At 50.4% G+C, this 22,904-nt stretch carries 23 protein-coding genes; 17 read left to right on the top strand and 6 right to left on the bottom strand.

All coding sequences use genetic code 11. The features are described from left to right. Window positions 1-231 precede the first annotated feature (231 nt). Window positions 232-870 carry a recombinase family protein gene (locus DWZ56_RS00255; protein WP_118554383.1) on the bottom strand — a complete coding sequence of 213 codons (639 nt, stop codon included), beginning with the start codon at window positions 868-870 and terminating at the stop codon, window positions 232-234. A gap of 359 nt (window positions 871-1,229) precedes the next feature. Here DWZ56_RS00255 and DWZ56_RS00250 point away from each other — a divergent pair, with 359 nt between their 5' ends. Beyond that, complete coding sequence (locus DWZ56_RS00250) at window positions 1,230-1,934, top strand: GGDEF domain-containing protein (protein ID WP_118554382.1); 705 nt, start codon at window positions 1,230-1,232, stop codon at window positions 1,932-1,934. Window positions 1,935-2,142: 208 nt separating this feature from the next. Here DWZ56_RS00250 and DWZ56_RS00245 read toward each other — a convergent pair whose 3' ends face one another. Next, a complete protein-coding gene (locus DWZ56_RS00245) occupies window positions 2,143-2,475 on the bottom strand; it encodes an SHOCT domain-containing protein (RefSeq protein WP_158584363.1) in 333 nt (110 codons plus the stop codon). Between the two features lie 252 nt (window positions 2,476-2,727). Between DWZ56_RS00245 and DWZ56_RS00240 the strand changes: the two genes are divergently transcribed. The 11 genes from DWZ56_RS00240 (at window position 2,728) to murC (ending at window position 11,666) form a co-directional block, all read left to right on the top strand. Next, window positions 2,728-3,186, top strand: a complete 459-nt coding sequence (locus DWZ56_RS00240) for a MarR family winged helix-turn-helix transcriptional regulator (protein ID WP_118554380.1) — start codon at window positions 2,728-2,730, stop codon at window positions 3,184-3,186. Continuing rightward, window positions 3,176-3,952, top strand: a complete 777-nt coding sequence (locus DWZ56_RS00235) for a sulfite exporter TauE/SafE family protein (protein ID WP_118554379.1) — start codon at window positions 3,176-3,178, stop codon at window positions 3,950-3,952. Before DWZ56_RS00240 ends, DWZ56_RS00235 begins: the two co-directional genes overlap by 11 nt. A gap of 127 nt (window positions 3,953-4,079) precedes the next feature. Next, the gene (locus DWZ56_RS00230) at window positions 4,080-4,964 is read left to right on the top strand and encodes an amino acid ABC transporter substrate-binding protein (protein ID WP_118554378.1); all 885 of its coding nucleotides are present in this window, start codon (window positions 4,080-4,082) and stop codon (window positions 4,962-4,964) included. 44 nt (window positions 4,965-5,008) lie between these two features. Beyond that, on the top strand, window positions 5,009-5,659 hold the full coding sequence (locus DWZ56_RS00225) for an amino acid ABC transporter permease (RefSeq protein ID WP_118554377.1): 651 nt from the start codon (window positions 5,009-5,011) through the stop codon (window positions 5,657-5,659). Between the two features lie 42 nt (window positions 5,660-5,701). Next, window positions 5,702-6,457, top strand: a complete 756-nt coding sequence (locus DWZ56_RS00220; protein WP_118554376.1) for an amino acid ABC transporter ATP-binding protein — start codon at window positions 5,702-5,704, stop codon at window positions 6,455-6,457. A gap of 214 nt (window positions 6,458-6,671) precedes the next feature. Then, a complete protein-coding gene (locus DWZ56_RS00215; protein WP_118554375.1) occupies window positions 6,672-7,472 on the top strand; it encodes a zinc dependent phospholipase C family protein in 801 nt (266 codons plus the stop codon). 15 nt (window positions 7,473-7,487) lie between these two features. Then, window positions 7,488-8,726 carry an MFS transporter gene (locus tag DWZ56_RS00210; protein WP_118554374.1) on the top strand — a complete coding sequence of 413 codons (1,239 nt, stop codon included), beginning with the start codon at window positions 7,488-7,490 and terminating at the stop codon, window positions 8,724-8,726. A 231-nt stretch (window positions 8,727-8,957) separates the two neighbouring features. Then, window positions 8,958-9,464, top strand: a complete 507-nt coding sequence (locus DWZ56_RS00205) for a QueT transporter family protein (protein ID WP_118554373.1) — start codon at window positions 8,958-8,960, stop codon at window positions 9,462-9,464. Then, window positions 9,455-9,550 (top strand): DUF6783 domain-containing protein, encoded by a 96-nt coding sequence (locus DWZ56_RS23700; protein ID WP_442911434.1) that lies wholly within the window; start codon window positions 9,455-9,457, stop codon window positions 9,548-9,550. The genes DWZ56_RS00205 and DWZ56_RS23700 overlap by 10 nt, the downstream gene beginning before the upstream one ends. A gap of 136 nt (window positions 9,551-9,686) precedes the next feature. After that, a complete protein-coding gene (locus DWZ56_RS00200; RefSeq protein WP_118554372.1) occupies window positions 9,687-10,076 on the top strand; it encodes a MerR family transcriptional regulator in 390 nt (129 codons plus the stop codon). A gap of 210 nt (window positions 10,077-10,286) precedes the next feature. Next, window positions 10,287-11,666: a UDP-N-acetylmuramate--L-alanine ligase gene (gene murC, locus DWZ56_RS00195; RefSeq protein WP_118554371.1), complete on the top strand. Its 1,380-nt coding sequence runs from the start codon at window positions 10,287-10,289 to the stop codon at window positions 11,664-11,666. 24 nt (window positions 11,667-11,690) lie between these two features. On the opposite strand, the gene DWZ56_RS00190 is transcribed toward murC, so the two are convergent. Beyond that, on the bottom strand, window positions 11,691-12,119 hold the full coding sequence (locus DWZ56_RS00190) for a hypothetical protein (RefSeq protein ID WP_147369363.1): 429 nt from the start codon (window positions 12,117-12,119) through the stop codon (window positions 11,691-11,693). Between the two features lie 70 nt (window positions 12,120-12,189). Here DWZ56_RS00190 and DWZ56_RS00185 point away from each other — a divergent pair, with 70 nt between their 5' ends. From DWZ56_RS00185 to DWZ56_RS00175, 3 genes are all read left to right on the top strand, one after another. Beyond that, window positions 12,190-13,278, top strand: coding sequence for a DnaD domain protein (locus DWZ56_RS00185; RefSeq protein ID WP_118554369.1), 1,089 nt, complete (start codon window positions 12,190-12,192; stop codon window positions 13,276-13,278). Window positions 13,279-13,316: 38 nt separating this feature from the next. Further along, window positions 13,317-14,312: an ATP-binding protein gene (locus tag DWZ56_RS00180; RefSeq protein WP_118554368.1), complete on the top strand. Its 996-nt coding sequence runs from the start codon at window positions 13,317-13,319 to the stop codon at window positions 14,310-14,312. A 125-nt stretch (window positions 14,313-14,437) separates the two neighbouring features. Further along, a complete protein-coding gene (locus DWZ56_RS00175) occupies window positions 14,438-15,622 on the top strand; it encodes a ribose-phosphate pyrophosphokinase (RefSeq protein WP_118554367.1) in 1,185 nt (394 codons plus the stop codon). Between the two features lie 204 nt (window positions 15,623-15,826). On the opposite strand, the gene DWZ56_RS00170 is transcribed toward DWZ56_RS00175, so the two are convergent. The 3 genes from DWZ56_RS00170 to asnS are packed head-to-tail and all read right to left on the bottom strand — an operon-like array spanning window position 15,827 to window position 20,164. Next, window positions 15,827-17,668 (bottom strand): ATP-binding protein, encoded by a 1,842-nt coding sequence (locus DWZ56_RS00170; RefSeq protein WP_118554366.1) that lies wholly within the window; start codon window positions 17,666-17,668, stop codon window positions 15,827-15,829. A gap of 11 nt (window positions 17,669-17,679) precedes the next feature. Then, window positions 17,680-18,729, bottom strand: a complete 1,050-nt coding sequence (locus DWZ56_RS00165; RefSeq protein WP_243095023.1) for a metallophosphoesterase family protein — start codon at window positions 18,727-18,729, stop codon at window positions 17,680-17,682. Between the two features lie 43 nt (window positions 18,730-18,772). Further along, complete coding sequence (asnS, locus tag DWZ56_RS00160; RefSeq protein WP_118554364.1) at window positions 18,773-20,164, bottom strand: asparagine--tRNA ligase; 1,392 nt, start codon at window positions 20,162-20,164, stop codon at window positions 18,773-18,775. 238 nt (window positions 20,165-20,402) lie between these two features. Here asnS and DWZ56_RS00155 point away from each other — a divergent pair, with 238 nt between their 5' ends. Together DWZ56_RS00155 and glgD are read left to right on the top strand one after the other, a co-directional pair. Further along, window positions 20,403-21,677: a glucose-1-phosphate adenylyltransferase gene (locus DWZ56_RS00155; RefSeq protein WP_118554363.1), complete on the top strand. Its 1,275-nt coding sequence runs from the start codon at window positions 20,403-20,405 to the stop codon at window positions 21,675-21,677. Next, complete coding sequence (gene glgD, locus DWZ56_RS00150; protein ID WP_118554362.1) at window positions 21,674-22,795, top strand: glucose-1-phosphate adenylyltransferase subunit GlgD; 1,122 nt, start codon at window positions 21,674-21,676, stop codon at window positions 22,793-22,795. Before DWZ56_RS00155 ends, glgD begins: the two co-directional genes overlap by 4 nt. Window positions 22,796-22,904 lie beyond the last annotated feature (109 nt).

The following is a 22,904-nucleotide window of genomic DNA, read 5'->3' as shown; positions in this document are numbered from 1 at the left end:
AATTTCCGGCCCGCCGGGATAACGTGGTATTTAGTGGGTGCCTTTTGGCCGCTCACTGCTATTTTATAGCTATTATATCACTGAACGGCAAATTTATTTTTAAGGGTTTCTGACAAATTTCTAATATTTTTGAAAACCGCCTTTTGCCGTGTGCTTGCCGATACGGACCGCGGCAGACCTCCTTGCCGGACTGGGACAGCAGCGGGTGCTCGTGTTTCAGGACGAAGAATGTTAGTGCATACCGCCTGTATCCGCACCGGCATCCTCCTGTTCATATTTTTTGACCAGACGGTAAAAAGCGCTTTTGGATAAGCCGTATGCTTTAAGGCAGTCGCGGTAATTCAGTTCGCCGTTCTTCCAGCGGCTGTAGACAGCGGGGAAATACGCCGGAACCGGTTCGCGCCGGTGGCCGAACTGCACGCCTCTGGCCCTGGCGGCGGCGATTCCCTCGGCCTGCCGTTTCCGTATCATTTCACGCTCGTTTTCCGCGACAAAGGAGAGCAGCTGGAGCACAATATCGGAGATCAGCGTTCCCACCAGATCGCGGCGCGGAGAAGTATCTAACAGCGGCATGTCCAGTATTTTTATGTCCGCGTTTAATGTCTTTGTAATAAAGCGCCACTCATCCAGGATTTCCGCGTAATTTCTTCCGAGCCGGTCGATGCTCTTAACCACCAGCAGATCCCCCGGTTTTAATAGACTGTGGACCAGCAGCTGGTATTTTGGCCGGTCAAAATTCTTGCCGCTCTGTTTATCCATATAGATGTGTTCGGGTGAAACGCCGTATTCCTTAAGCGCCAGCAGCTGACGGTGTTCGTTCTGTTCCTTTGTAGATACCCGGATATATCCATAGCATATCTGTTGATCCATTGTCAAATTCCACCTTTCTGTTTTCTGATATCGGTCTTTCATGAGCGGTATACATTGGCATTGCGGACGGAAGAGTTCCTGTAAATTAAAAAGCGCGGTTGCATCAAAGTACACTTTGGCGGGAATAGATAAATCTATTCTAGTATCCGCCCACAGGCCCGCTTTTATGCGAAAAATCAGGGAAGAGAACCGGAACTGTTCAGTTTTTTACTGACAAATCCATCGTGTTATGATAAAATAATACTGCTGTAGCAACAAAATCTAAAAGCCTGTGCGGTCGCGCCAAAGTGTACCTTTGCGGGAATGCTGTCCGTTTATAGCATCAGGCTGAATGCGTGTTTAATTATGGGAGCGAACTTATGATGAAGAACAATCACATGTTAAGGGCGGTCTTACTGCTGTCCGTCTGCTGCTTTGCCGGGATGCTGGCCTGTGCCATCGGGATACTGCTAAATCCCAGAATGTTTTCAGCAGCACAGTACATACTGCCGTTTGTCTGCTGCATTGCCTTTTTAATGATTGTGATACTGACAGTGCTGTATATTAAGGAAGATAAAGAACGCATACTTCTGAAAAAGCAGATCAGAAAAGATCCTCTCACAGGCCTGTTAAACGCTGTGGCAGCCAGGGATCTGGTCACGCTTAAGCTTGCGGAGGATAGAAACCGCAGCACCGCCCTTTTTATTGTGGATATCGATCATTTTAAAGAAGTGAACGATGAATACGGTCATCTGGCAGGAGACTGTGTATTAAAAGATGTAGCTAAGATACTGGATAAGGTCTTCGGGCCGGACGGAATCATCGGAAGGCTGGGCGGGGATGAGTTTCTGATCTACATAGGGGATGCCAAAAGCAGCGAGGCGTTAAAAGAGAAATGCGTCCGTCTTAGCAGGGAAATACGCGGGATCCGGCTGCCGGACGGCTGCAATGAGATCACAATCAGCATTGGCGTAGTATGCACCGGCGGCAGCCGCCAGTATGAGGAGCTGTTTATGAAGGCGGACCGGGCTCTGTATGATGCGAAAAGATCGGGACGGGATCGGTATGCCGTAGCGGAGGCATAAAAGTTTCCTCCTGTGGTATGAATTCTGTTTTTATCATAGAAAGAGCGAAAGCATTCTTTGCTTTCGCCCTTTTGACTGCTGCATGCGGGATTTTTTCACTGCACACAAGAGCGGCCGGCGCTGTTGTGTTATAATCCCAGGATGTCTGTTTCTCTATCGGAAATCGCTTTATCTAGTTTTTCCCGTATGGCACACCTACACGGCAGATTTAAATCTCACGCAGGATCTCTTCTCTGCGTTTATCATACTCCTCACGTGTGATCAGACCCTGTTCATATAATCCCTTTAATTCTTCGAGCCGTCCGGCAGCGGAGGGGGAATCGTCTTCTATTGTAAAACGGTGGCTTGCAATCCCTTCGCCTGTAAATGCATTGATCGCGTTTGTGACCGTGATGATCAGGGCAAAGACGGTCCACAGCACGCCAAAAGCGCCAAAGGTGGGTATTACAACGCAGACACCAAGGACGACAAATACCAGTCCGCCAATGCAGCCCATCAATGACTGCCCTCTTCCCGGTTTTACTCTCACTTCTTTTTTCATAGCAATCCCCCGTTTCTGCGTGTGTATGCGCATGAATAATGATATATTTATTGTAACATTATAGCTTTTTTAAGGAAAAAATGCAATTGACAGAAGGTAGTAAATTTGATATAGTTTAATATTGAACCGTTCAAACGAGAACTATATAAGGCGAAGGCCGTGAATACACGGATTTGACGCAAAAGAGGAAGAACACTGAAAGTGTGCGCAGTTCATCAAGTGCGATTGGTAAGTCCGGGAGGAGGTGAGAGAATGCGCGAATGGAGCGGAGGTTTTACGGAAAAGTATCTGTACAGCAGAGGAAAAGGGAAGAAACGGTACGACGCTGTATTTAAGGAACTGGCCAGGAAAAACGGCCTGACGCAGAATGAGGTGGACGTGATTTTGTTTCTGGCCAATAATCCTTCTTTTGATACGGCCAGGGATATTGTGGAATACCGTTCAATGTCCAAATCCCATGTATGCAAATCGGTGGAAAGCCTAAGCCAAAAGGGGCTCTTGTCCGGCCGGCAGGATGAAGAGGACAGAAGAGTCACACATCTGCTGCTGACCCCATGTGCCCATGAACTGACGGTGAACCTGAAAGAGGCTCAGAAGCAGTTCTTTGCCGGCCTGTTGGCAGGAGTCACGCCGGAGGAGATGGAGTTATTCGGCACGATTTTGGACAAAATTATTCACAATATAGAAGGGGACATGGATTATGACTGTTAAACTGATTGTATATATAATCGCCGGCCTGGGGGCCGGAATCGGTACGGGTTTAGCAGGGCTTTCGGCCGCGGCTGTTATCTCGCCGATGCTGATTACATTTTTGGGATTTCCCGCCTATGAGGCCGTGGGTATCGCCCTTGCCAGCGATGTGCTTGCCAGCGCCGCATCGGCCTGGACTTATTACAGAAACAAAAATATTGATATACGCCACGGCATTCTTATGCTGGTGACCACCCTGTTATTTACGATGGTTGGAAGCTATGTGGCATCCCACGTGCCAAATCAGGCCATGGGAAACTTTTCTGTTTATATGACATGTTTGCTGGGCATTAAGTTCATCGTCCGCCCGGTTATGACCACTAAGGAAGCCAATGCCGCAAAGCCGGAGAAAACTAAAAATATACAGTCGCTGCTGGCCGGAGCGATGATTGGGTTTATCTGCGGGTTTATCGGCGCAGGCGGCGGTATGATGATGCTGCTGATCCTGACCAGCGTGCTGGGCTATGAGCTGAAAACCGCGGTCGGTACCAGTGTGTTTATCATGGCCTTTACGGCGCTTACCGGAGCGGCCAGCCATATGGCGATCGGTGGGGCGCCCGATATAACGGCGCTGGTCGTATGCGCTGCCGCCACACTGGCCGGTGCGCTGGGGGCGGCTGGATTTGCCAACAAGGCCAGCGCCCGCAGGCTGAACCGAATCACCGGTATTGTGCTGGCTGTTCTGGGCGTTGCGATGATCATAGTGAAGCAGGGCTGGTTCGCTTAAAAAGATAAAAAAGCTGCCCTCATTTTCCTCTTTACAGAAACACTTTACTGTGCTAATATGGTAGAGCGAAAAAGATGCGGCTGGGAAGAGCGCCGCATAATGTAACCGGATTATGAGGAGGATTATTATGAAAAAGAAACTTTTAAGCCTGATAGTATGTGCTGCGCTGGTATTTTCTCTTGCGGGATGTAATAAGGATCAGACAGCCGCAACGACAGCCGGATCCGCTTCGGAGAGCACAGATGCCGGCAAAGAGACAGATGCGGCCGGAAGTGTCCCGGAGACGGATAAACCGTCGGCGCCGGATGCGGGGGAAACCGCAACGTTTACCGTTGGATTTGATCAGGAATTCCCGCCCATGGGATTTGTGGGGGATGACGGAAAATACATAGGGTTTGATCTTGAACTGGCAGAAGAGGTGGCAAACCGCCTTGGCAAGACCTTTGTACCGCAGCCGATCAACTGGGGAAGCAAGGATATGGAACTGAATGCGGGCACAATCGACTGCATCTGGAACGGTTTTACGATGACCGGCAGGGAAGAGGACTATACATGGTCTGATCCGTATATGAACAACCGCCAGGTGGTTGTGGTGAGATCGGATTCCGATATCGCATCATTTGACGATCTGGCCGGCAAGATTGTGGAAGTGCAGACGGATTCTTCCGCGGAAGCCGCGCTGGCTGAAATGCCGGAACTGACGGGCACATTTTCCATGCTGCAGACCACGCCGGATTACAATGCGGCTTTTATGGATCTGGAGATGGGCGCGGTGGATGCCATCGCCATAGATGTCGTGGTAGCAAGCTATCAGATCGAGCAGAGAGGCGACGGATTTAAGATGCTGGACGGAGAACTGGCCTCCGAGAAATACGGCATCGGCTTTAAGCTTGGCAACGAAGCCTTAAGGGATCAGGTGCAGGCTGCGCTGGAAGAGATGGCTGCGGACGGAACCGTAGCAGCTATTTCCGAGAAGTGGTTTGGCAGCGATATTACGACCATCGGAAAATAAATGAAACAAAAACGCTGACAAAAAAGTGCGGGAACGGAGATACTATGGGCCTGGAAGTAATGCTGCGGCAAATCGCAGGTGGTATGGGAGTGACACTGCAGATTTTTGTGGTGACGCTTGTGTTTTCTCTGCCGCTGGGACTTTTGGTTTCCTTTGGCAGGATGTCTAAGAACAGAATATTGAGCACGCTGGTGAAGTTCTATATATCGGTTATGCGCGGAACGCCCCTGATGCTGCAGATTATGGTGGTCTATTACTGCCCCTATTATCTGTTCCATATCCAGATCAACAACAGCTATCGCCTCTGGGCTGCCTTCGCGGCATTTGTCATCAACTATGCGGCCTATTTTGCGGAAATTTACCGCAGCGGTATCCAGTCCATGCCCACAGGACAGTATGAAGCGGCGGAGGTGCTGGGATATAGCCGGGTTTCAGCATTTTTCAAGATCATACTGCCTCAGGTGATTAAAAGGATACTGCCGGCGGTGACCAATGAAGTGATCACGCTGGTTAAGGATACCTCTCTCGCCTATACGATCAGCGTGCTGGAGATGTTTAATGTGGCCAAATCCCTGTCGGTATCCCAGACATCCATGATGCCGCTGGTGGCTGCCGGAATCTTCTATTATATATTCAACCTGCTGGTTGCGTTTATCATGGAGCGCGCGGAAAAAAAGATGGCTTATTACCGCTAGTGCGCATAACGGCGCATTGGTATGCCGGAAATGAGGATTGAGATGTTTTTGCTGGAGATGAACCATATAAAGAAATCGTTTGACGGTCTGGGAGTCATAGATGATATCTCACTTTCTGTAAAGGAGGGGGAGATTGTATCCATCATCGGGCCTTCCGGTTCAGGAAAATCCACATTGCTCCGCTGTGCGACCATGCTGGAGCGGATGGACGGGGGCGAGCTGATCTATATGGGAAAAAAGGCGGCCTGGGAGGAAGACGGCAGCGTCTCCTATGTGAAGGGGAAGGAACTGCGGGAAGTCAAGAGCTGTTACGGGCTTGTATTCCAGAATTTTAACCTTTTTCCCCACTACTCCGTGCTGAAAAATATCGCGGATGCGCCGATCCACGTACAGAAACGCGATAAGGCAGAGGTGTATGAAACCGCGAGGGAGCTCTTAGCCAAGATGGGTCTGGAGGGAAAGGAAGATGCGTATCCCTGCCAGCTCTCCGGCGGGCAGTGCCAGAGAGTCGCCATCGCCAGGGCGCTGGCGTTAAACCCGAGGATACTGTTTTTTGATGAGCCCACCTCAGCATTGGATCCGGAGCTTACGGGGGAGGTATTAAAGGTGATCCGATCCCTGGCCGACCTGCATATTACCATGGTGATCGTCACTCACGAGATGGCCTTTGCCAGAGAAATCTCAGACCGCGTCATCTTTATGGACGGCGGCGTGATTGTAGAAGAGGGGACGCCGGAAGAAGTATTTCGGTCCACCCATGAGAGGACTCAAAGCTTTCTTCGTAATTATGCGGGATGAGCAGGAAGATTGCTGCGTACGGTAACTGAAAATGGGTGCGATGGCTGCGTAAGTGAAGGCTTATGCGGCCATTTTTCTTTTGCTATTTCATCCGGCATAAATTATAATAGGATGTATGAAACGGCTTTACTAAAGTTTTACACAGCCTGTACATATTAACGGTGGCACACCGGTGCAGGAACTCTTAAAATAACAGTATAGACAGGAGGAAGCCATGCCAGCGATCTATGCCCATGATACCTTTGGAAACCGTGTGATGGAGCTGCTGTCCGGGGAAATCCGGGACATTATATGGAAGTACAGGGTGCAGTTTAGGATCGGCCTGCAGGGGCCGGATTATCTCTTTTTTTATGAACCGCTTTCTAAAAATGAGATCAATCAGACCGGCTACCGCATACATGAGGAACCGGCTGAAAAATTTATGTCAGGCGCCTTTCAGGTCATAGAAGAAAAAGGCACGGATTCTATGGAATATGCTTATCTGATGGGCTTTATCTGCCACTTTGCGCTGGACAGCGAATGCCATCCGTTTGTTTCGGAACAGATGCGGGTTACCGGTGCGGGGCATATTCACATTGAGAGCGAATTTGAGAAATACCTGATGTACCGGGATCATGTGGATCCGTTCAGATACCGGATCGGGGATATTGTCCCCACAGATGACCGTACCGCCGGGTGCATCGCCGGTTTCTATGACGGGATCACCCCTGTGCAGGCTAAAAGGGCGCTGCAACAGATGAGGTTTTTCAAAAACGCACTGGTGGCGCCGGGGAAGGCAAAGCGCGCGGCCCTGCACCTGATCATGAAGGCCAGCGGCAGCTACGACAGCATGGAAGGCCATCTGCTGAAGCTGAAAGATGATATGCGCTGCCGGGACAGCAATGCCGGGCTTTTCAGCCGATATGAGAAGATGGTGCCTGTAGCTGCGGAGCTGATCCGCGGGGTCCATCAGACCATTGTGGACGGCGCGCCGCTCTGCCCGAGATTTGAAAGGAACTTTGAATCGCTGGAGTAAATGAGGAGGATATGTATGGAAAAGACCCGACTGACAAAGCTGGAGAAGTACTGGATACTTTATGATGTAGGAAATTCTGCGTTCATACTGCTGGTATCTACAATCATACCGATTTATTTTGACTATCTGGCCGGAGGGGAGGGCCTGACGGAGGTTCAGTATCTGGCCTATTGGGGATATGCCGCTTCCTTCTCCACCGTTATCGTGGCTTTTCTTGGCCCGATTGTTGGCACCATTGCAGATACGAAAGGATTTAAAAAGCCCATATTCACGCTGTTTCTTACAGTGGGGGTGCTGGGGTGCGCCGCACTGTCCCTTCCTAAAAACTGGGTCGCTTTCCTGGCTGTGTTTATCATAGCAAAAGTGGGATATTCCGCCAGCATTGTATTTTACGATTCCATGCTGCCTGATATCACTGAACCGGACCGGATGGACGCGGTCAGTTCCCACGGTTATGCCTGGGGCTATATCGGCAGCTGCATCCCTTTCATCGTCAGCCTGCTGTTCGTACTGTTCTATGATAAAATCGGCATCAGTATGGCGGCCGCCATGGCCATTGCTTTTCTGCTCAATGCCGTATGGTGGTTTTTGGTGACGGTCCCGCTGCTTAAGAATTACCGGCAGACACATTATGTGGAGGCCGCGTCCCATCCGATCAGAGAGAGTTTTTGCCGCCTGGGGCATTCTTTCAAAGAAATCCGGAAGAAAAAGAAAATCTTTTTATTCCTGCTGGCATTTTTCTGCTATATTGACGGGGTATATACGATCATTGAGATGGCGACCGCCTACGGAAAGTCCGTGGGACTGGATTCCCAGGGGCTTTTGCTCGCGTTGCTGCTCACTCAGGTGGTGGCCTTTCCCTGTGCGCTGGTCTTTGGACGGCTTGCCAAGAGGGTGGAAACCGCCCTGCTGATCAAAGTGTGCATCGCAGCCTATATCGGCATTGCGCTGTTTGGCATCCAGCTGGACAGACAGTGGGAGTTCTGGCTGCTGGCCGTATGTGTAGGAATGTTCCAGGGAGCGGTACAGGCGCTGTCCCGGTCCTACTTCGCCAAGATCATCCCTCCGGAAAAATCCGGCGAATATTTCGGCATCTTTGATATCTGCGGCAAGGGAGCTTCTTTTATAGGAACCGCGTTGATGGGATTTATGGCCCAGGCCACCGGCAGTCCCAACGCCGGCATAGGAGTGCTCACGGTACTGTTTGTGATCGGAGGGCTGGTGTTTCATAAGGCGGACCGCGCATCTTCTTGACCAGTCTTTTTGCCGCTGTTCAGATGTTCAGAGGTGCCGATAAAGCAGCGCATGGCATGGCAGTCATGAACAGTAATGCTTTATCCGCCAAAGAAAATGTGCCGTCCGTGCCGGTATTGCATTTTTTCTGTCTCTGTGCTATAGTAGCCACTGCAGATTACAGTGGCTGCTTTTCGCTTATGGTCAGTTCGAGACCATCCTGACCTAAAATAAAACTAAGGAGAGTGTACTATGAAAACAAAAAAGAGTTCTGCAAAGGCTGTGACATTTATTGTCCATGCCGCGGTCATCGCCGCAATCTATGTCGTGCTGACCACGGTGTTTTCTGCCGTGTCCTTTGGACCGATCCAGTTTCGCATCTCGGAGGCGTTGGTTATCCTGCCTTATTTTACGCCGGCGGCGGTCCCTGGAGTATTTCTCGGCTGCCTTATGGCCAATATCATGGGAGGAGCGGTGATCTGGGATGTGATCTTTGGCAGCCTGGCAACGCTGATCGGAGCGGTTTTCTCCTATCTGCTGAGGAAAAACAAATATCTGGTCTGCATTCCTCCGATTATATCCAACACCCTGATCATCCCGTGGGTGCTGAAGCTGGCCTATCAGGTGCCCGATCTGGTGCCCTTTATGATGCTCACCGTGGGAATCGGCGAGATCCTGGCTGTGGGCGTACTGGGGAATGTGCTGCTCTTTGCGTTAGACCGTTATAGAAACGTGATCTTTCGCACCGCATGGAGTTAAGCGTGTTTGATAATTCATTTCCTTTAAAGTGTGACGCATATCTTACGAAAAGCAATTTTCAAACACGCTCTGAGACTACCAAATAAGTGAGAACAGGGCGCAGACCCCAAAAAATCCTTGACCTGGAGCCGGGTCCAGATGTTAGACTATAGGTAGAACTAAATACGTCCTGTGTACAGTACGGAAACGGATAGGGCGGTGACAGGGATGGGAGGAAGATTAATGACGATTGCAGAAGTTGCGAGAGAATATGACGTATCTGCGGACACGCTGCGCTATTACGAAAGAATCGGTCTGATTCCGGCCGTAGGACGAAACCGGAGCGGAATCCGGGATTATAAGGAGGAGGACTGCCGCTGGGTGGAATTTACCAAGTGTATGCGCAGTGCCGGAATTCCCATTGAGGCTCTGATCGAATATGTAACATTATTCCAGCAGGGACCCAAGACGAGGGCAGCCAGAAAGCAGATCCTGATTGAACAGAGAGACCAGCTGCTGGCCAAAATGAATGATATACAGAAGTCGCTGGACCGTCTGAATGAGAAAATAGAAAATTACGATGCGAACATGGCGAAAACGGAAGCGATGCTGATGATGCGCAAGGAACATTGACAAAAAGGATGCCTGAAGCGGGGCATCCTTTTTTAAACGTTGCCTGAACGGACAGTAACTTTTAAAATGCCCTGTTTAACGGAAAATTTGTAAATTATGTTGGCAATTTGCATAGAGAACGCTATAATAAAATATAAATGTAATTTGCCCTGTTGAAGCTTTCTTATGAAAACGGCATGCGGCAAAAATAAGGGATAGGACGTGAATGATATGTATCAGATAGATTTTAATAAACCGGCAAAGGTTCACTTTATAGGTATAGGCGGTATCAGCATGAGCGGACTTGCGGAAATACTCATGGAAAGAGGATTCACCGTATCCGGTTCCGACAGCCGCCAGTCCGAACTCACAGATATGCTTGCTTTGAGAGGAGCCAAGATATATTATGGGCAAAGGGCCGGAAATCTTGCCGATGACATTGCTGTGGTGGTTTATACGGCCGCAGTGCACCCTGATAACTCTGAATTCGCCGAAGCCATGCGCCGCGGCCTGCCCATGCTTACCAGAGCGCAGTTGTTGGGACAGATCATGAAAAACTATCCTCATGCCGTAGCCGTAGCCGGTACCCACGGAAAGTCCACGACCACCTCCATGCTCACCGAGATTCTGCTAAAAGCGGATATGGACCCGACCATATCCGTCGGCGGTATGTTAGATTCCATAGGCGGCAACATCCGGACCGGAGATTCCGGTTATTTTGTGACGGAGGCCTGTGAATACACCAACAGTTTTCTGTCGCTGTATCCCACTGTTGGCGTTATACTAAACATCCAGGAGGATCATCTGGACTTTTTTAAGAACCTTGAGGATATTCGCAGCTCTTTTGTCCGTTTCGCCTCCCTTCTGCCGGAGGACGGGCTTTTAGTGCTGAACGGATCCATAGAGCGTGCGGAGGAACTCTGCAGCGGATTAAAGTGCAGGATTGTGAGATATGGGCGTGGCTCTGACTGGGATTACGGTGCCTGTGGCATCCGGTATGACGGGCAGGCCAGGCCATCCTTTACGCTGTATATTAAGGGAGAGCCGGCCAGCGAAATAGAACTGGGTGTATCCGGAGAGCACAACATAGACAATGCCCTTGCGGCCATCGCCGCAGCATTGGACTTAGGCGCGCCCATGGAAGCCATAAAGGCAGGCCTGTCCTCTTTTGGGGGCATACACCGCCGTTTTGAAAAAAAGGGAGAGATCAGCGGAGTCACGGTCATTGACGACTACGCCCATCATCCAACGGAGATCGCTGCTTCCTTAAGGACCGCCAAGAGCTGTCCTCATAATAAAATATGGTGTGTATTCCAGCCTCACACCTATACCAGGACGAAAGCTTTTTTGAAGGAATTCGCAGAAGCGCTGTCGATAGCGGATGAAATTGTGCTGGCAGATATTTTCGCCGCCAGAGAAACCGACAATTTAGGAATAAGTTCGAGGAATTTGGAGGAAGAACTCCAAAAACTGGGGGTATCCGTTCATTATTTCCCTTCCTTCGATGAGATTGAAAATTTTCTTCTGCAAAATTGTATTCACGGTGATATGTTGATAACTATGGGCGCCGGAGATATAGTAAAAGTGGGAGAAAAGCTATTGGGATGCTAGTTATCCACATTATCCACATATTTATCAACAATTCCCGTTGATAAAATATGTGGATTTTTTTGTGGATGATTCCCTTCTATCCACAAGTCGCAAAATGTCAAAAAACCGTGAATTTACGGCCTCCGTCCCTCCTATTCCTCTTCCCTTCGCTAATTTATCCACATTATCCCCACCATCCACATCCCCATCCACCATCTCTTCCCCCAAAAAATCCATATTCTCTTTTGAGGGGGGGTGTGGTATACTATGCACGTAGGCAATGAGCAGTGCGGGAACAGCGATGGGCAGCGTCCCGTTGTGCTTGCACATAAGGGACGCTGTCCATCGCTGTTCCCATAGGGCGAAGCCCGTGAGCGAGATGGAGCGCAGCGGAATCGAGCGCACTGCGGAGTCGCGGCCGCCGATCCCCCACCCGGCCGAGCGCCCTGCGCCAGCAGCAGCTCGTCCCTTCAAAAAGAGCGCCGAGCCCCCCATCCCCTGCTCCGCGCCCCTCACCCCACCACCCCAAAGGAGGCCCCACCCCATGTCCGCCCTAACCATACAAAACCACCTTCAATACAACACCACCATGGTATCCAATGATTTCATAGACCGCTACATCGCCGAAGCCAGCGGTGAATTCGTAAAAGTCTACCTATGTCTGCTGCGCCACCAGACCGATCCGGCCGGCGTCAGCATTTCCATGCTGGCAGACTGTTTAAACCACACAGAAAAGGATGTCATAAGGGCGCTCAAATACTGGGAAAAGATGCAGCTAATCCGTCTGACCTACGGAGACGGCAAACAGCTCTCAGGAATCACCCTGCTAGATGTGTCCCCGGAGTCCGAATCCATACAGCCCGCTTCCGCTCCTCCCGCCACCCAATCTTCGCCGTCCTCCACCCGCCCCGAACAGGAAGCGGCGGTATCCCTGATGGCCCCATCCGTCCCCGACGGCTCGCAGCCTGCCCCACCCGCCCCGTCGGTATCCATCGACCAGCTAAAAGGCGACGAGGAGTTTTCACAGCTCCTATACATAGCGGAGCAATACATAGGCGCGACTCTGTCCCGGCGTGACTGCGACATCTTTGCAAACCTGTACGGGGGATTGCATATGTCCTTTGAACTGCTGGAATACCTCATAGAGTCCTGTGTATCCGCAGGACACATGAGTGTGCGCTATATGGAGGCCGTAGCGCTAAACTGGCATAAAAGCCAGATTACCACGGTGGAGAAAGCCAAGGCATATTCTGCGATGTACCGCAAGGATGAATACGCTGTCCTGAAGGCATTCGGCCTTAGCAGCCGCAATCCCGGAGCAGCGGAGCATACTATGATGGATAAGTGGTTTTCCGAGTACGGTTTTTCCCTGGATATCGTTCTGGAGGCCTGCAACCGCACCATTGCGGCCACCCATAAGCCCAGCTTTGATTATGCCAACAAGATACTGGCGGAATGGTATAAAAAAGGCGTGAAGAGCCAGAATGATATTAAAGCGGCTGACGAAAAACGCCGCGCGGCCAAGCCGGAAGGAAAGACGGCCCCTGTCTCCAAAAGCAACAAATTTCACAATTTCGAACAAAGAACCTATGATTATGATGCGCTGCTGCAGCAGATCAACGCCAACCAGTGACTGCCGCTGACTGACAACTAAAAGTAAGGAGTATAAACTTGGCACTGACAAATTCCCAATATGACGCGATCATGCGTGAGTATAACCGGAAACAGGCGAAAGACAGATATGAGCAGGAGCAGAGGATAAAAGAAGTATACGGAGCTATCGGACAGATGGAGGATCTGGAAAAAGAGATTTCCTCCCTGGCGGTATCCCAGGCCAAAAAGCTGCTGGAAGGGGAGAAGCAGGCCCTGACAGCGCTGCGGGAGAAACTGGCGGATCTAAGGGAGCAGAAACAGGTGCTGCTGGCTGCGGCGGGCTTTCCTGCCGATTATATGGAGATGCGTTACCACTGCCCGGACTGCAGGGATACCGGCTATGTCGGAAGAGAAAAATGCCACTGTTTCCGACAGACGGAGATTGATTTTCTATACACACAATCCAATTTAAAGGAGGTGCTGGAGAGAGAAAATTTCAGCCGTTTCTGTCTGGACTATTACGGGGACAGAGCGGATTATCCCGGCAGGCAGCTGTCTCCAAGGGAAAACATCCTGCGCGTGATGAAATCCTGCCGTGATTTGGTGGAGCATGTGGATCAGTTCCCGGTGAATATCCTGTTTACCGGGCCGGCCGGCGTAGGAAAAACGTATCTCACCCACTGTATTGCCAAGGAAATGCTGGACCGGTACCGTTCGGTTATATACTTAACATCCAACGACCTGTTTGATACCCTGTCCAAGAGTAAATTTGAATACCGGCCGGATGCCGATTCCACCTGTTTGCATCAGCATATCCTGGACTGCGACATGCTGATCATTGACGACCTGGGAACGGAGTTAAACAATACATTTACCACATCCCAGCTGTTCTATTGTCTGAATGAAAGGGCGGCTGCCAAAAGATCCACCGTGATTTCCACTAATCTAAGCATAGCTGCGTTGACGGAGAGCTATTCGGAGCGGGTGACCTCCAGACTTCTAAGCAGCTATAAGATATGGGAAATATACGGTGAAGATATCCGAATTAAAAAACTTTTGCGTGAAAAGACTTGACGTCAAATATCAGGAATGGTATACCATTATGGTGTCCATTTGGCACGGACATCATACAAACGGGAAGAAAGCGGAAGCCGGCAAAAAGGCCGCCGGCAAAAACAAACTCTGGAGGAAAAAGAAAAATGCGCGAAGAGAAAAATTTTGATACGATACCGGTAGGGCCGCTGGGCCTGATCACACTTCCGGGATGCGAGGAGTTGGGGGAAAGAGTGGATGCATACCTGGCTATGTGGAGAAGTGAGCGGGAGAGCGAGCATAAGACGACATTAGCGTTTGCCGGCTATCAGAAGGATTCTTATATCGTAGATGCCAAGGCTCCGAGATTCGGATCAGGAGAAGCGAAAGGCGTCATCAATCAGTCCGTCCGCGGGGATGATCTCTATCTGCTGGTGGATGTCTGCAACTACAGCCTGACCTATTCGCTGTGCGGACACATCAATCACATGTCTCCCGACGACCATTTTCAGAATCTAAAGAGGATAATCGCCGCAGTGGGCGGAAAAGCCCGCCGCATTACGGTTATTATGCCGTTTTTATATGAGAGCAGGCAGCATAAGCGCAGCGGCCGCGAGTCCCTGGACTGCGCGCTGGCTCTCCAGGAGCTCGCACGCATGGGTGTGGAAAACATCATCACCTTTGACGCCCATGATCCCCGTGTGCAGAACGCGATCCCGTTAAAGGGCTTTGAAACCGTTCAGCCCACCTATCAGTTTATCAAATATCTCTTAAGATATGAAACAGAGCTGCAGATCGACAGCGACCATATGATGATCATCAGCCCTGATGAAGGCGGCATGTCCCGCGCTGTATACTTTGCAAATGTGCTGGGTCTGGATGTGGGCATGTTCTATAAACGCCGCGATTATACACAGGTGATCGGCGGCCGCAATCCGATTGTGGCGCATGAGTTTTTAGGCGCTTCTGTGGAAGGCAAGGACGTGCTGATCATCGACGACATGATCTCTTCCGGCGAGAGCATGCTGGAGGTAGCGAAGGAGTTGAAGCGCCGCAAAGCCAGAAAAGTGTTTATCTGTGCGACCTTCGGCCTGTTTACCAACGGTCTTGGCATGTTCGATGAGTACTTTGAGGAAGGGCTGATCGACCGCATGCTGACCACAAACCTCGTGTACCAGACCGCGGAGCTGCTGCAGAAGCCTTACTACATCAACGTGGACCTAAGCAAATATATCGCGCTTTTGATCGATCATTTAAATCACGATGTATCCATCAATGATCTGCTCAATCCTACTAGCAGAATCAATGCGCTGCTGGAGAAATACCGCAGCGGGCAGCATCGTGAGCAGTAAAATAAAACATAATTGAAGGCCGGGGTGTGACTGATCATTGCTTTCAGTCACACCCCGGCCTTTCTTATTCAATAGGAAAATACGACCTATTGAGCAAAAAACGCTCCGCTTAGGATCGCACTGCGGCGGGAAGGTATTATGTCGCCAGGGCGACCCGCCGCAGGCGGAGAATCCCGCGAGCGGGATTCTTTCTTGAAACTGGGATCAGATACAGATTTCCGTGAACGGCACCCCGGAGGCTTTCAGCAGCAGCTTCTCCCTGCTGTGACAGGTGAATACAAGCACCTGCCCGCGGTAGTTGCTGTGCAGCCATGAAAGCGTTCCTGTCAGCCGTTTATCGTCATAGGAGGCAAAGGCGTCATCCAGGATCAGAGGCATTGGTTCGGACGGCCAGAAGAGTCGGATGACCGCCAGACGAAATGCCAGATATACCTGATCGACAGTGCCGGTGCTAAGGGATTCCAGCGGAATGTCCCTGTAATCGGAAACCACGGTGATGGAGAGATTTTCATCGACCCTCATATCGGAATAGGCCCCGTCTGTCAGGCTTTCGAGTATCTCGGAAGCCGTCCTGTTAAGATAGGGGTCAAAGGTCTTCTGTATTGTGGAAGAGATGTTGTCCATCACATATAAAGCCAGATCCAGTGCGTCAATCTCTTCCCGGATCTTTTGATTATGATCTCTTTTCTGCTCCATCTCCTGCAGCAGGATGCGGTCCTTCTGCAATTCTTCCTGCTTATGGTCCAGCTCCCAGTCCACCCGCTGCTGCGACTCAATGCGCGCGCTTACTTCGTTTAAAGATTCCTGAAGCTGAAAGATTTTTTGCAGTTCATGTTCTGCCTCAGCTGCACACTGATCCGCTTTTTCCTTCAGGGTAAGGTAATCCACCACCTTTTTATGAGCTCGGTCACAGTTTTCCGAAGTGATCGCACGGTCAGAGAGCACCGCATCAAAGTAAGAGGAGAGAAACTGTGCCGCGGCAATGCCGATCCGGCTTTTCACCGCGCGGGTTCTAAGATGCATGGCTGCCAGCAGACTGATCAGGTATGGCAGGATAAAGCTTAGGGAAGACAGATAATTCTTTGTCAGAAAAGCCCGGCTGCCCAGGTGGAAGAAATACAGTGTGGCAAACAGCAGAACAAACGCCAGAAGATTGAACAGGAAAACCAATCCCTTGCTCTGGCACATCGGTTTTCCACGGTTATACCGGATGTAAGTTGAGTAGGCGTTTGTCAGCCGGTTGTCCATGGCGGAAGCTTCCTCCGCGTTTTGAAAGCCGCTGCCGGCAAGCGCATTTCTGGCCTGCAGGATCAGCCGGTTCAGCGTTTCCCGCCGGGATGTCCTGGCGGAGAGCTCCTGTTTGGCGGAATCCCTCGCCGCGGCCAGCGCTTCAAGGGAGCCGGTACAGGATCTTGTATCCAGCTCTTCTTCCAGATCGGCAATATGGGATTTTAAAGCGTGGTACTCGGAGTCCTGGAAGGGCAGCAGCTTCTTTTCCAGAGCCTTATGCTCCTTTTTTAAATCGTTTACAGCGCCGGACAGATTGATATCTCCCGAGCCGGCGGCGGTCAGATTTCCGATATAGTTTTTCAGATCGTTGATCAGGCTGCCATCAGTGGCGGCGCGGGAATGGGCGATGCTGACCGTATTGTTGTAGGAGCTTTCCCTAAGGCCTCCTATAAGAGGAGGCAGAGCCGCAGGAATATCCCCGATCGCCCTGTTGGTAGTGACATCATAAAGGGAGGAGGATCTGGCCCCGGCCAGAAAGCATCGCTCGATATGGTAGGTATGCCCTCCTGATGTAAAGTCCAGGCTGCCGCCATAGTTGCCGGGTCGGTCCCAGGGGAGGTAGCGGCTGTAAATATCATTTTTGGAGGCGCGCCCTCTGCCCCGCTCCATATCAAACAGCATGCTGCGAAGAAAGGTGTGGAACGTGGACTTGCCGGATTCGTTCAGGCCGCCGATCAGATTAATGCGGGGGCCGAATGTATATTTTTTTTGATGCAGCTTGCCGAAATCCTTGATTTCTGTCTCTAAAAGTTTCATATGCAATTCCTTTAACGGGACTGATTGTTAAGCAGGGCTCTGATGCCGTAAAACAGCGCTTTCTTATGGAGGCTGGAATGCTCCGACTCACCGAGAAATGCGGAGATATAGGTGCCGATCATATCATAGGAATGTTCGTGATAGAGCTTATCAAAGTCATATTCCGGCTCCGACAGATCGTTGATCTGCGCCACATTGCCCAGCGCCGACAGCGCTTCCGGGTCAAATTCAACATCCGGGTCCCGGTATCCGGTAATGGTGAGCACATAGATATTCTGCCTGCCGCGCTGCGAGACAATATCCGCAAACTGACGGCACAGCTCTGTACATGCGGTATGTACATTCACTTCCAGTGTGACGGGGATATATTCCGCGGTGGAGCAGGGGATCCAGCGGATATCCCTGGATCCTTTTTCAATCTCCGCCAGCACATAGCCGCGCTTCCCGAAATCGGTGCGCTCCAGCGGTTCGGGACATCCCACATTTACGATGCCAAGCTCTTTGGAGCAGGCGGGAGCGTGGATATGGCCAAGGGCGATATAATCGAAGCCCGCCCGGGAGAGCTGCCGGTAATTCAGCGGCAGATGTTTTGGATCCCCACCGTGGGCCAGCAGGATATGAAAGCGACCGTCATCAGGCGCCTTTATGTGATCCAGAACCGGTTCCGCCATCTCGCGGGACCGGTAGCTTAGGCCCCATACCACCGTATTCAGCCAGGGAAACTCTGCCTGGGTCAATTCGGATGAGGTGATAAAGGTGACATTTTCCGCCCAGGGATAGCTGTTGTAATTGGAGGACGGGTTGATATAGTCATGGTTTCCCGCGATGATCACAACCTGGGTGCGGCTTAAGGTGGCAAACAGATAGTTGATCTCCTTAAGATCCCGTTTCAGCGGCTGACTGTGAAAAAGGTCCCCGGCGATCAGCAGCAGATCGGCCTGTTCTTTTTCCGCAATGCCGATTAAGGCGGCGAAGGTATCCTTCACCGCCTGCGCGCGCGCCTGGGACCAGGGTTTATTCAGATCGGGCGTGACGCCTATATGGACGTCCGCGATATGCATCAGTTTCAAGTAATTCCTCCTAAATGCGGCGGTATGCGGTCCACTACAGATCGCAGTTGTTCACGGTTCTGGGGAAGGGGAGGACGTCACGGATGTTTGACATGCCGGTCAAATACATCACGCAGCGCTCAAAACCGAGGCCGAAGCCTGAGTGGCGGACGCTCCCGTACTTGCGCAGATCCAGATAAAAACCGTAATCCTCTTCTTTTAATCCCAGCTCCTGCATGCGCGCGGAAAGCTTCTCATAGCTGTCCTCTCTCTGGCTGCCGCCGATAATCTCACCGATGCCCGGAACCAGACAGTCCATGGCGGCCACCGTTTTATTATCGTCATTCAGCTTCATATAAAATGCTTTGATTTCCTTCGGATAATCCGTCACAAACAGAGGCCTCTTATAGATCTCTTCCGTCAGGAAGCGCTCATGCTCGGTCTGCAGGTCGCAGCCCCAGGAAACCTTGTAGTCGAAACGGTCGTTATTTTCTTCCAGAATTTTAACAGCCTCCGTATAAGTCACATGGCCGAATTCGGAATTTAAAACGCTCTTGAGCCGGTCGAGCAGACCTTTATCCATGAACTGGTTGAAAAACTCCATCTCTTCCTTCGCGTGCTCCAGCACATAGGAGATCACATATTTCAGCATGGCTTCTGCCATCTCCATGTTATCGTCAAGATCTGCAAACGCCATCTCCGGTTCGATCATCCAGAATTCGGCCGCGTGCCTGGTGGTATTGGAGTTTTCCGCCCGGAAGGTGGGTCCGAAGGTGTAAATGTTTTTAAACGCCATGGCGTAGGTCTCGCCGTTTAACTGTCCGCTGACGGTGAGGCTGGTTTCTTTACCGAAGAAATCCTGGGAATAGTCCACCTTGCCGTCCGCTGTTTTGGGCACGTTTTCTAAGTCCAGCGTGGTGACACGAAACATTTCTCCTGCGCCCTCGCAGTCGCTGCCTGTGATCAGCGGGGTGTGCACATATACAAAACCCTGCTTCTGGAAAAAGTCATGGATGGCGAAAGCGACCAGGGAGCGCACGCGGAACACCGCCTGGAATGTGTTGGTCCTGGGGCGCAGATGGGAGATGGATCTTAAATATTCAAAACTGTGACGTTTCTTCTGCAGCGGATAATCGGGAGAAGAGTTCCCCTCCACACAGATGGATTCCGCCTGGATCTCAAAAGGCTGCTTTGCTTGCGGCGTAGCGACCAGCGTGCCTTTTACGATGATGGAAGCACCGACATTCAGCTTGGAAATTTCGGCAAAATTCTTCATATTGTCGTGAAAAACGACCTGAACCGGCTGAAAAAAGGTGCCGTCATTTAAAACAATAAAACCGAAGCTCTTGGAATTCCTCAGACTGCGCACCCATCCGCCTGTCTGCACGGTTTGATCCGTATATTTTTCTGTGTTTTCATACATATCTCTGACTGATAATAGTTTCATAGCGGATAGCTCCTTGTGTATTCATATTTTTGGTGAAAGCTTGTATTCATGAGCCTTTGGATTGTATTATATACGATTTTGGAAACATCTTCAAGGACTAAAGCATCTGAAAATAGGTTGTCTTGAATTTGTCAAATAATGCGTAAGAATTTGTAAAAAAAGTTGTAAAGTTTGTTCACATTCCGGACACATTATGTTATACTATTCGTATAAAAACACAACGACGTGAGGTGATAGCGTGATTAAGAAAGAGATGATAGCCATGCTTTTAGCAGGCGGACAAGGCAGCAGATTGGGAGTATTAACCTCAAAAGTGGCAAAACCGGCGGTTGCCTTCGGAGGAAAATACCGAATCATTGATTTTCCCTTGAGCAACTGTATTAATTCCGGTATTGATACGGTGGGTGTTCTGACACAGTATCAGCCGCTTCGGCTCAATTCCCATATCGGAATCGGCATTCCGTGGGATTTGGACAAGAACGTTGGTGGTGTTACCGTTCTTCCACCGTACGAAAAAAGTACCAGCAGCGAGTGGTACACGGGAACAGCGAATGCGATCTATCAGAATCTGGAGTACATGGAAGAATACAATCCGGAGTATGTGCTTATATTGTCCGGAGATCATATTTACAAGATGGATTACGAGGTAATGCTGGATTATCATAAGGCGAACAATGCGGATGTGACAATTGCGGCCATGCCGGTTCCCATTGAAGAGGCCAGCCGGTTCGGCATTCTGATCACCGATGAGGAAAGCCGCATCACGGAATTCGAGGAAAAACCCGCAAATCCGCGCAGCAATCTGGCTTCCATGGGCATCTACATATTCAGCTGGAAGGTATTGAAGGAAGCTCTGATTAAGCTGTCCAATCAGACCGCATGCGATTTTGGCAAGCATATCATCCCCTACTGCTTTGAGAGGGGGGACCGCATATTTGCGTATGAATACAACGGATACTGGAAGGATGTCGGAACGCTCGGTTCCTATTGGGAAGCCAATATGGAACTGATCGATATTATCCCGGTATTCAATCTCTATGAAGAGTATTGGAAAATCTACACGAAGAGCGATATTCTGCCTCCGCAGTACATAGCAGGAGAGGCGAAGATTGAAAAGAGTATCATCGGCGAGGGCACGGATGTATACGGCGAGGTCTATAATTCCGTGATCGGGCCCGGGGTTACGATCGGAAGAGGCGCGGTCATCCGGGATTCCATCATCATGCGTGACAGCACGATCGGCGAAGGATGTATGGTGTACAAGTCCATAGTGGCGGAAAACTGTGAATTAGGAGAGAACGTATCCCTGGGCGTGGGTGAATTTGCTCCCAGCAAGCTGGACCCGAAGGTATATGCGTTTGATCTGGTGACGATCGGCGAGAATTCCTATATACCTCCCAATGTGAAGGTGGGCAAGAACACTGCGATTTCCGGCGTAACCGAAGAGGAGGACTATCCGGGAGGTGAACTGGAGAGCGGCAATTACATTATAAAGGCAGGTGTTTCTAAATGAGAGCAATAGGTATTGTATTAGCAGGCGGAAATAATAAAAGGATGCGTGAATTGTCATACAAGAGAGCGATTGCAGCAATGCCCATTGCAGGCAGTTACCGAAGCATTGACTTCGCACTTAGCAACATGACCAATTCCCATATTAAAAAAGTGGCTGTCTTCACCCAGTATAATTCAAGATCCCTAAATGAGCACCTGAATTCTTCAAAATGGTGGGATTTCGGCAGAAAGCAGGGCGGCCTGTTTGTGTTCACGCCGACCATTACGGCACAGAACAGCGACTGGTACCGGGGAACCGCGGATTCCATCTATCAGAATCTGAATTTCTTAAAGAGCAGCCATGAACCCTATGTTGTGATCACGGCCGGTGACGGAATCTATAAGCTGGATTACAACAAGGTTCTGGAGTACCATATAGAGAAGAAAGCGGATATCACCGTTGTCTGCAAGGACATGCCTGCGTCAGCGGATGTGGGGCGTTTCGGCCAGGTGAGGACCAATGAGGACGGGCGCATCCTTGAGTTTGATGAGAAACCCATGGTGGCCAGTTCCAGCACAGTTTCCTGCGGCATCTATGTGATCCGCCGCCGCCAGCTCATCGAGCTGATTGAACGCTGTGCCCAGGAAGACCGTTTCGATTTTGTCAATGACATCATTATCCGCTATAAAAATCTGAAACGGATCTACGCGTATAAGATGGAGAGCTATTGGAGCAATATTTCCACGGTTGAGGCGTATTATCAGACCAACATGGACTTCTTAAAGAAAGAGGTCAGGGACTATTTCTTCAAGCAGTATCCGGACGTTTATTCCAAAGTCGATGACAATCCGCCGGCGAAATATAATCCGGGGGCTGTGGTGAAAAACAGCCTGATTTCCAGCGGATGCATCATAAATGGCACTGTGGAGAACTCCGTGCTGTTTAAGAAGGCATACATCGGCAACAACTGTGTGATTAAGAATTCTATCATATTAAATGATGTATATATCGGGGACAATACGCGGATCGAGAACTGCATAGTCGAGAGCCGCGACACAATCAGAGCGAATATGACATATCTGGGGGATCCGGACAACATAAAGGTCGTGATCGAGAAAAACGAAAGGTATGTAATCTGATAACTTAAGCGCACATCTGTGTGCCTTGCTCGCACAAAACAGGGCCGCGGCGGCGGGGGGATGCTGCCGGACAGCCCGGTGTGCATGCAAAAATAGACGACGGGAAGGG

Origin of the sequence: Lachnotalea sp. AF33-28 (assembly GCF_003477885.1) — a bacterium.
GTDB lineage: Bacteria > Bacillota > Clostridia > Lachnospirales > Lachnospiraceae > AF33-28.
This window is presented reverse-complemented; position numbering and strand designations above follow the sequence as displayed.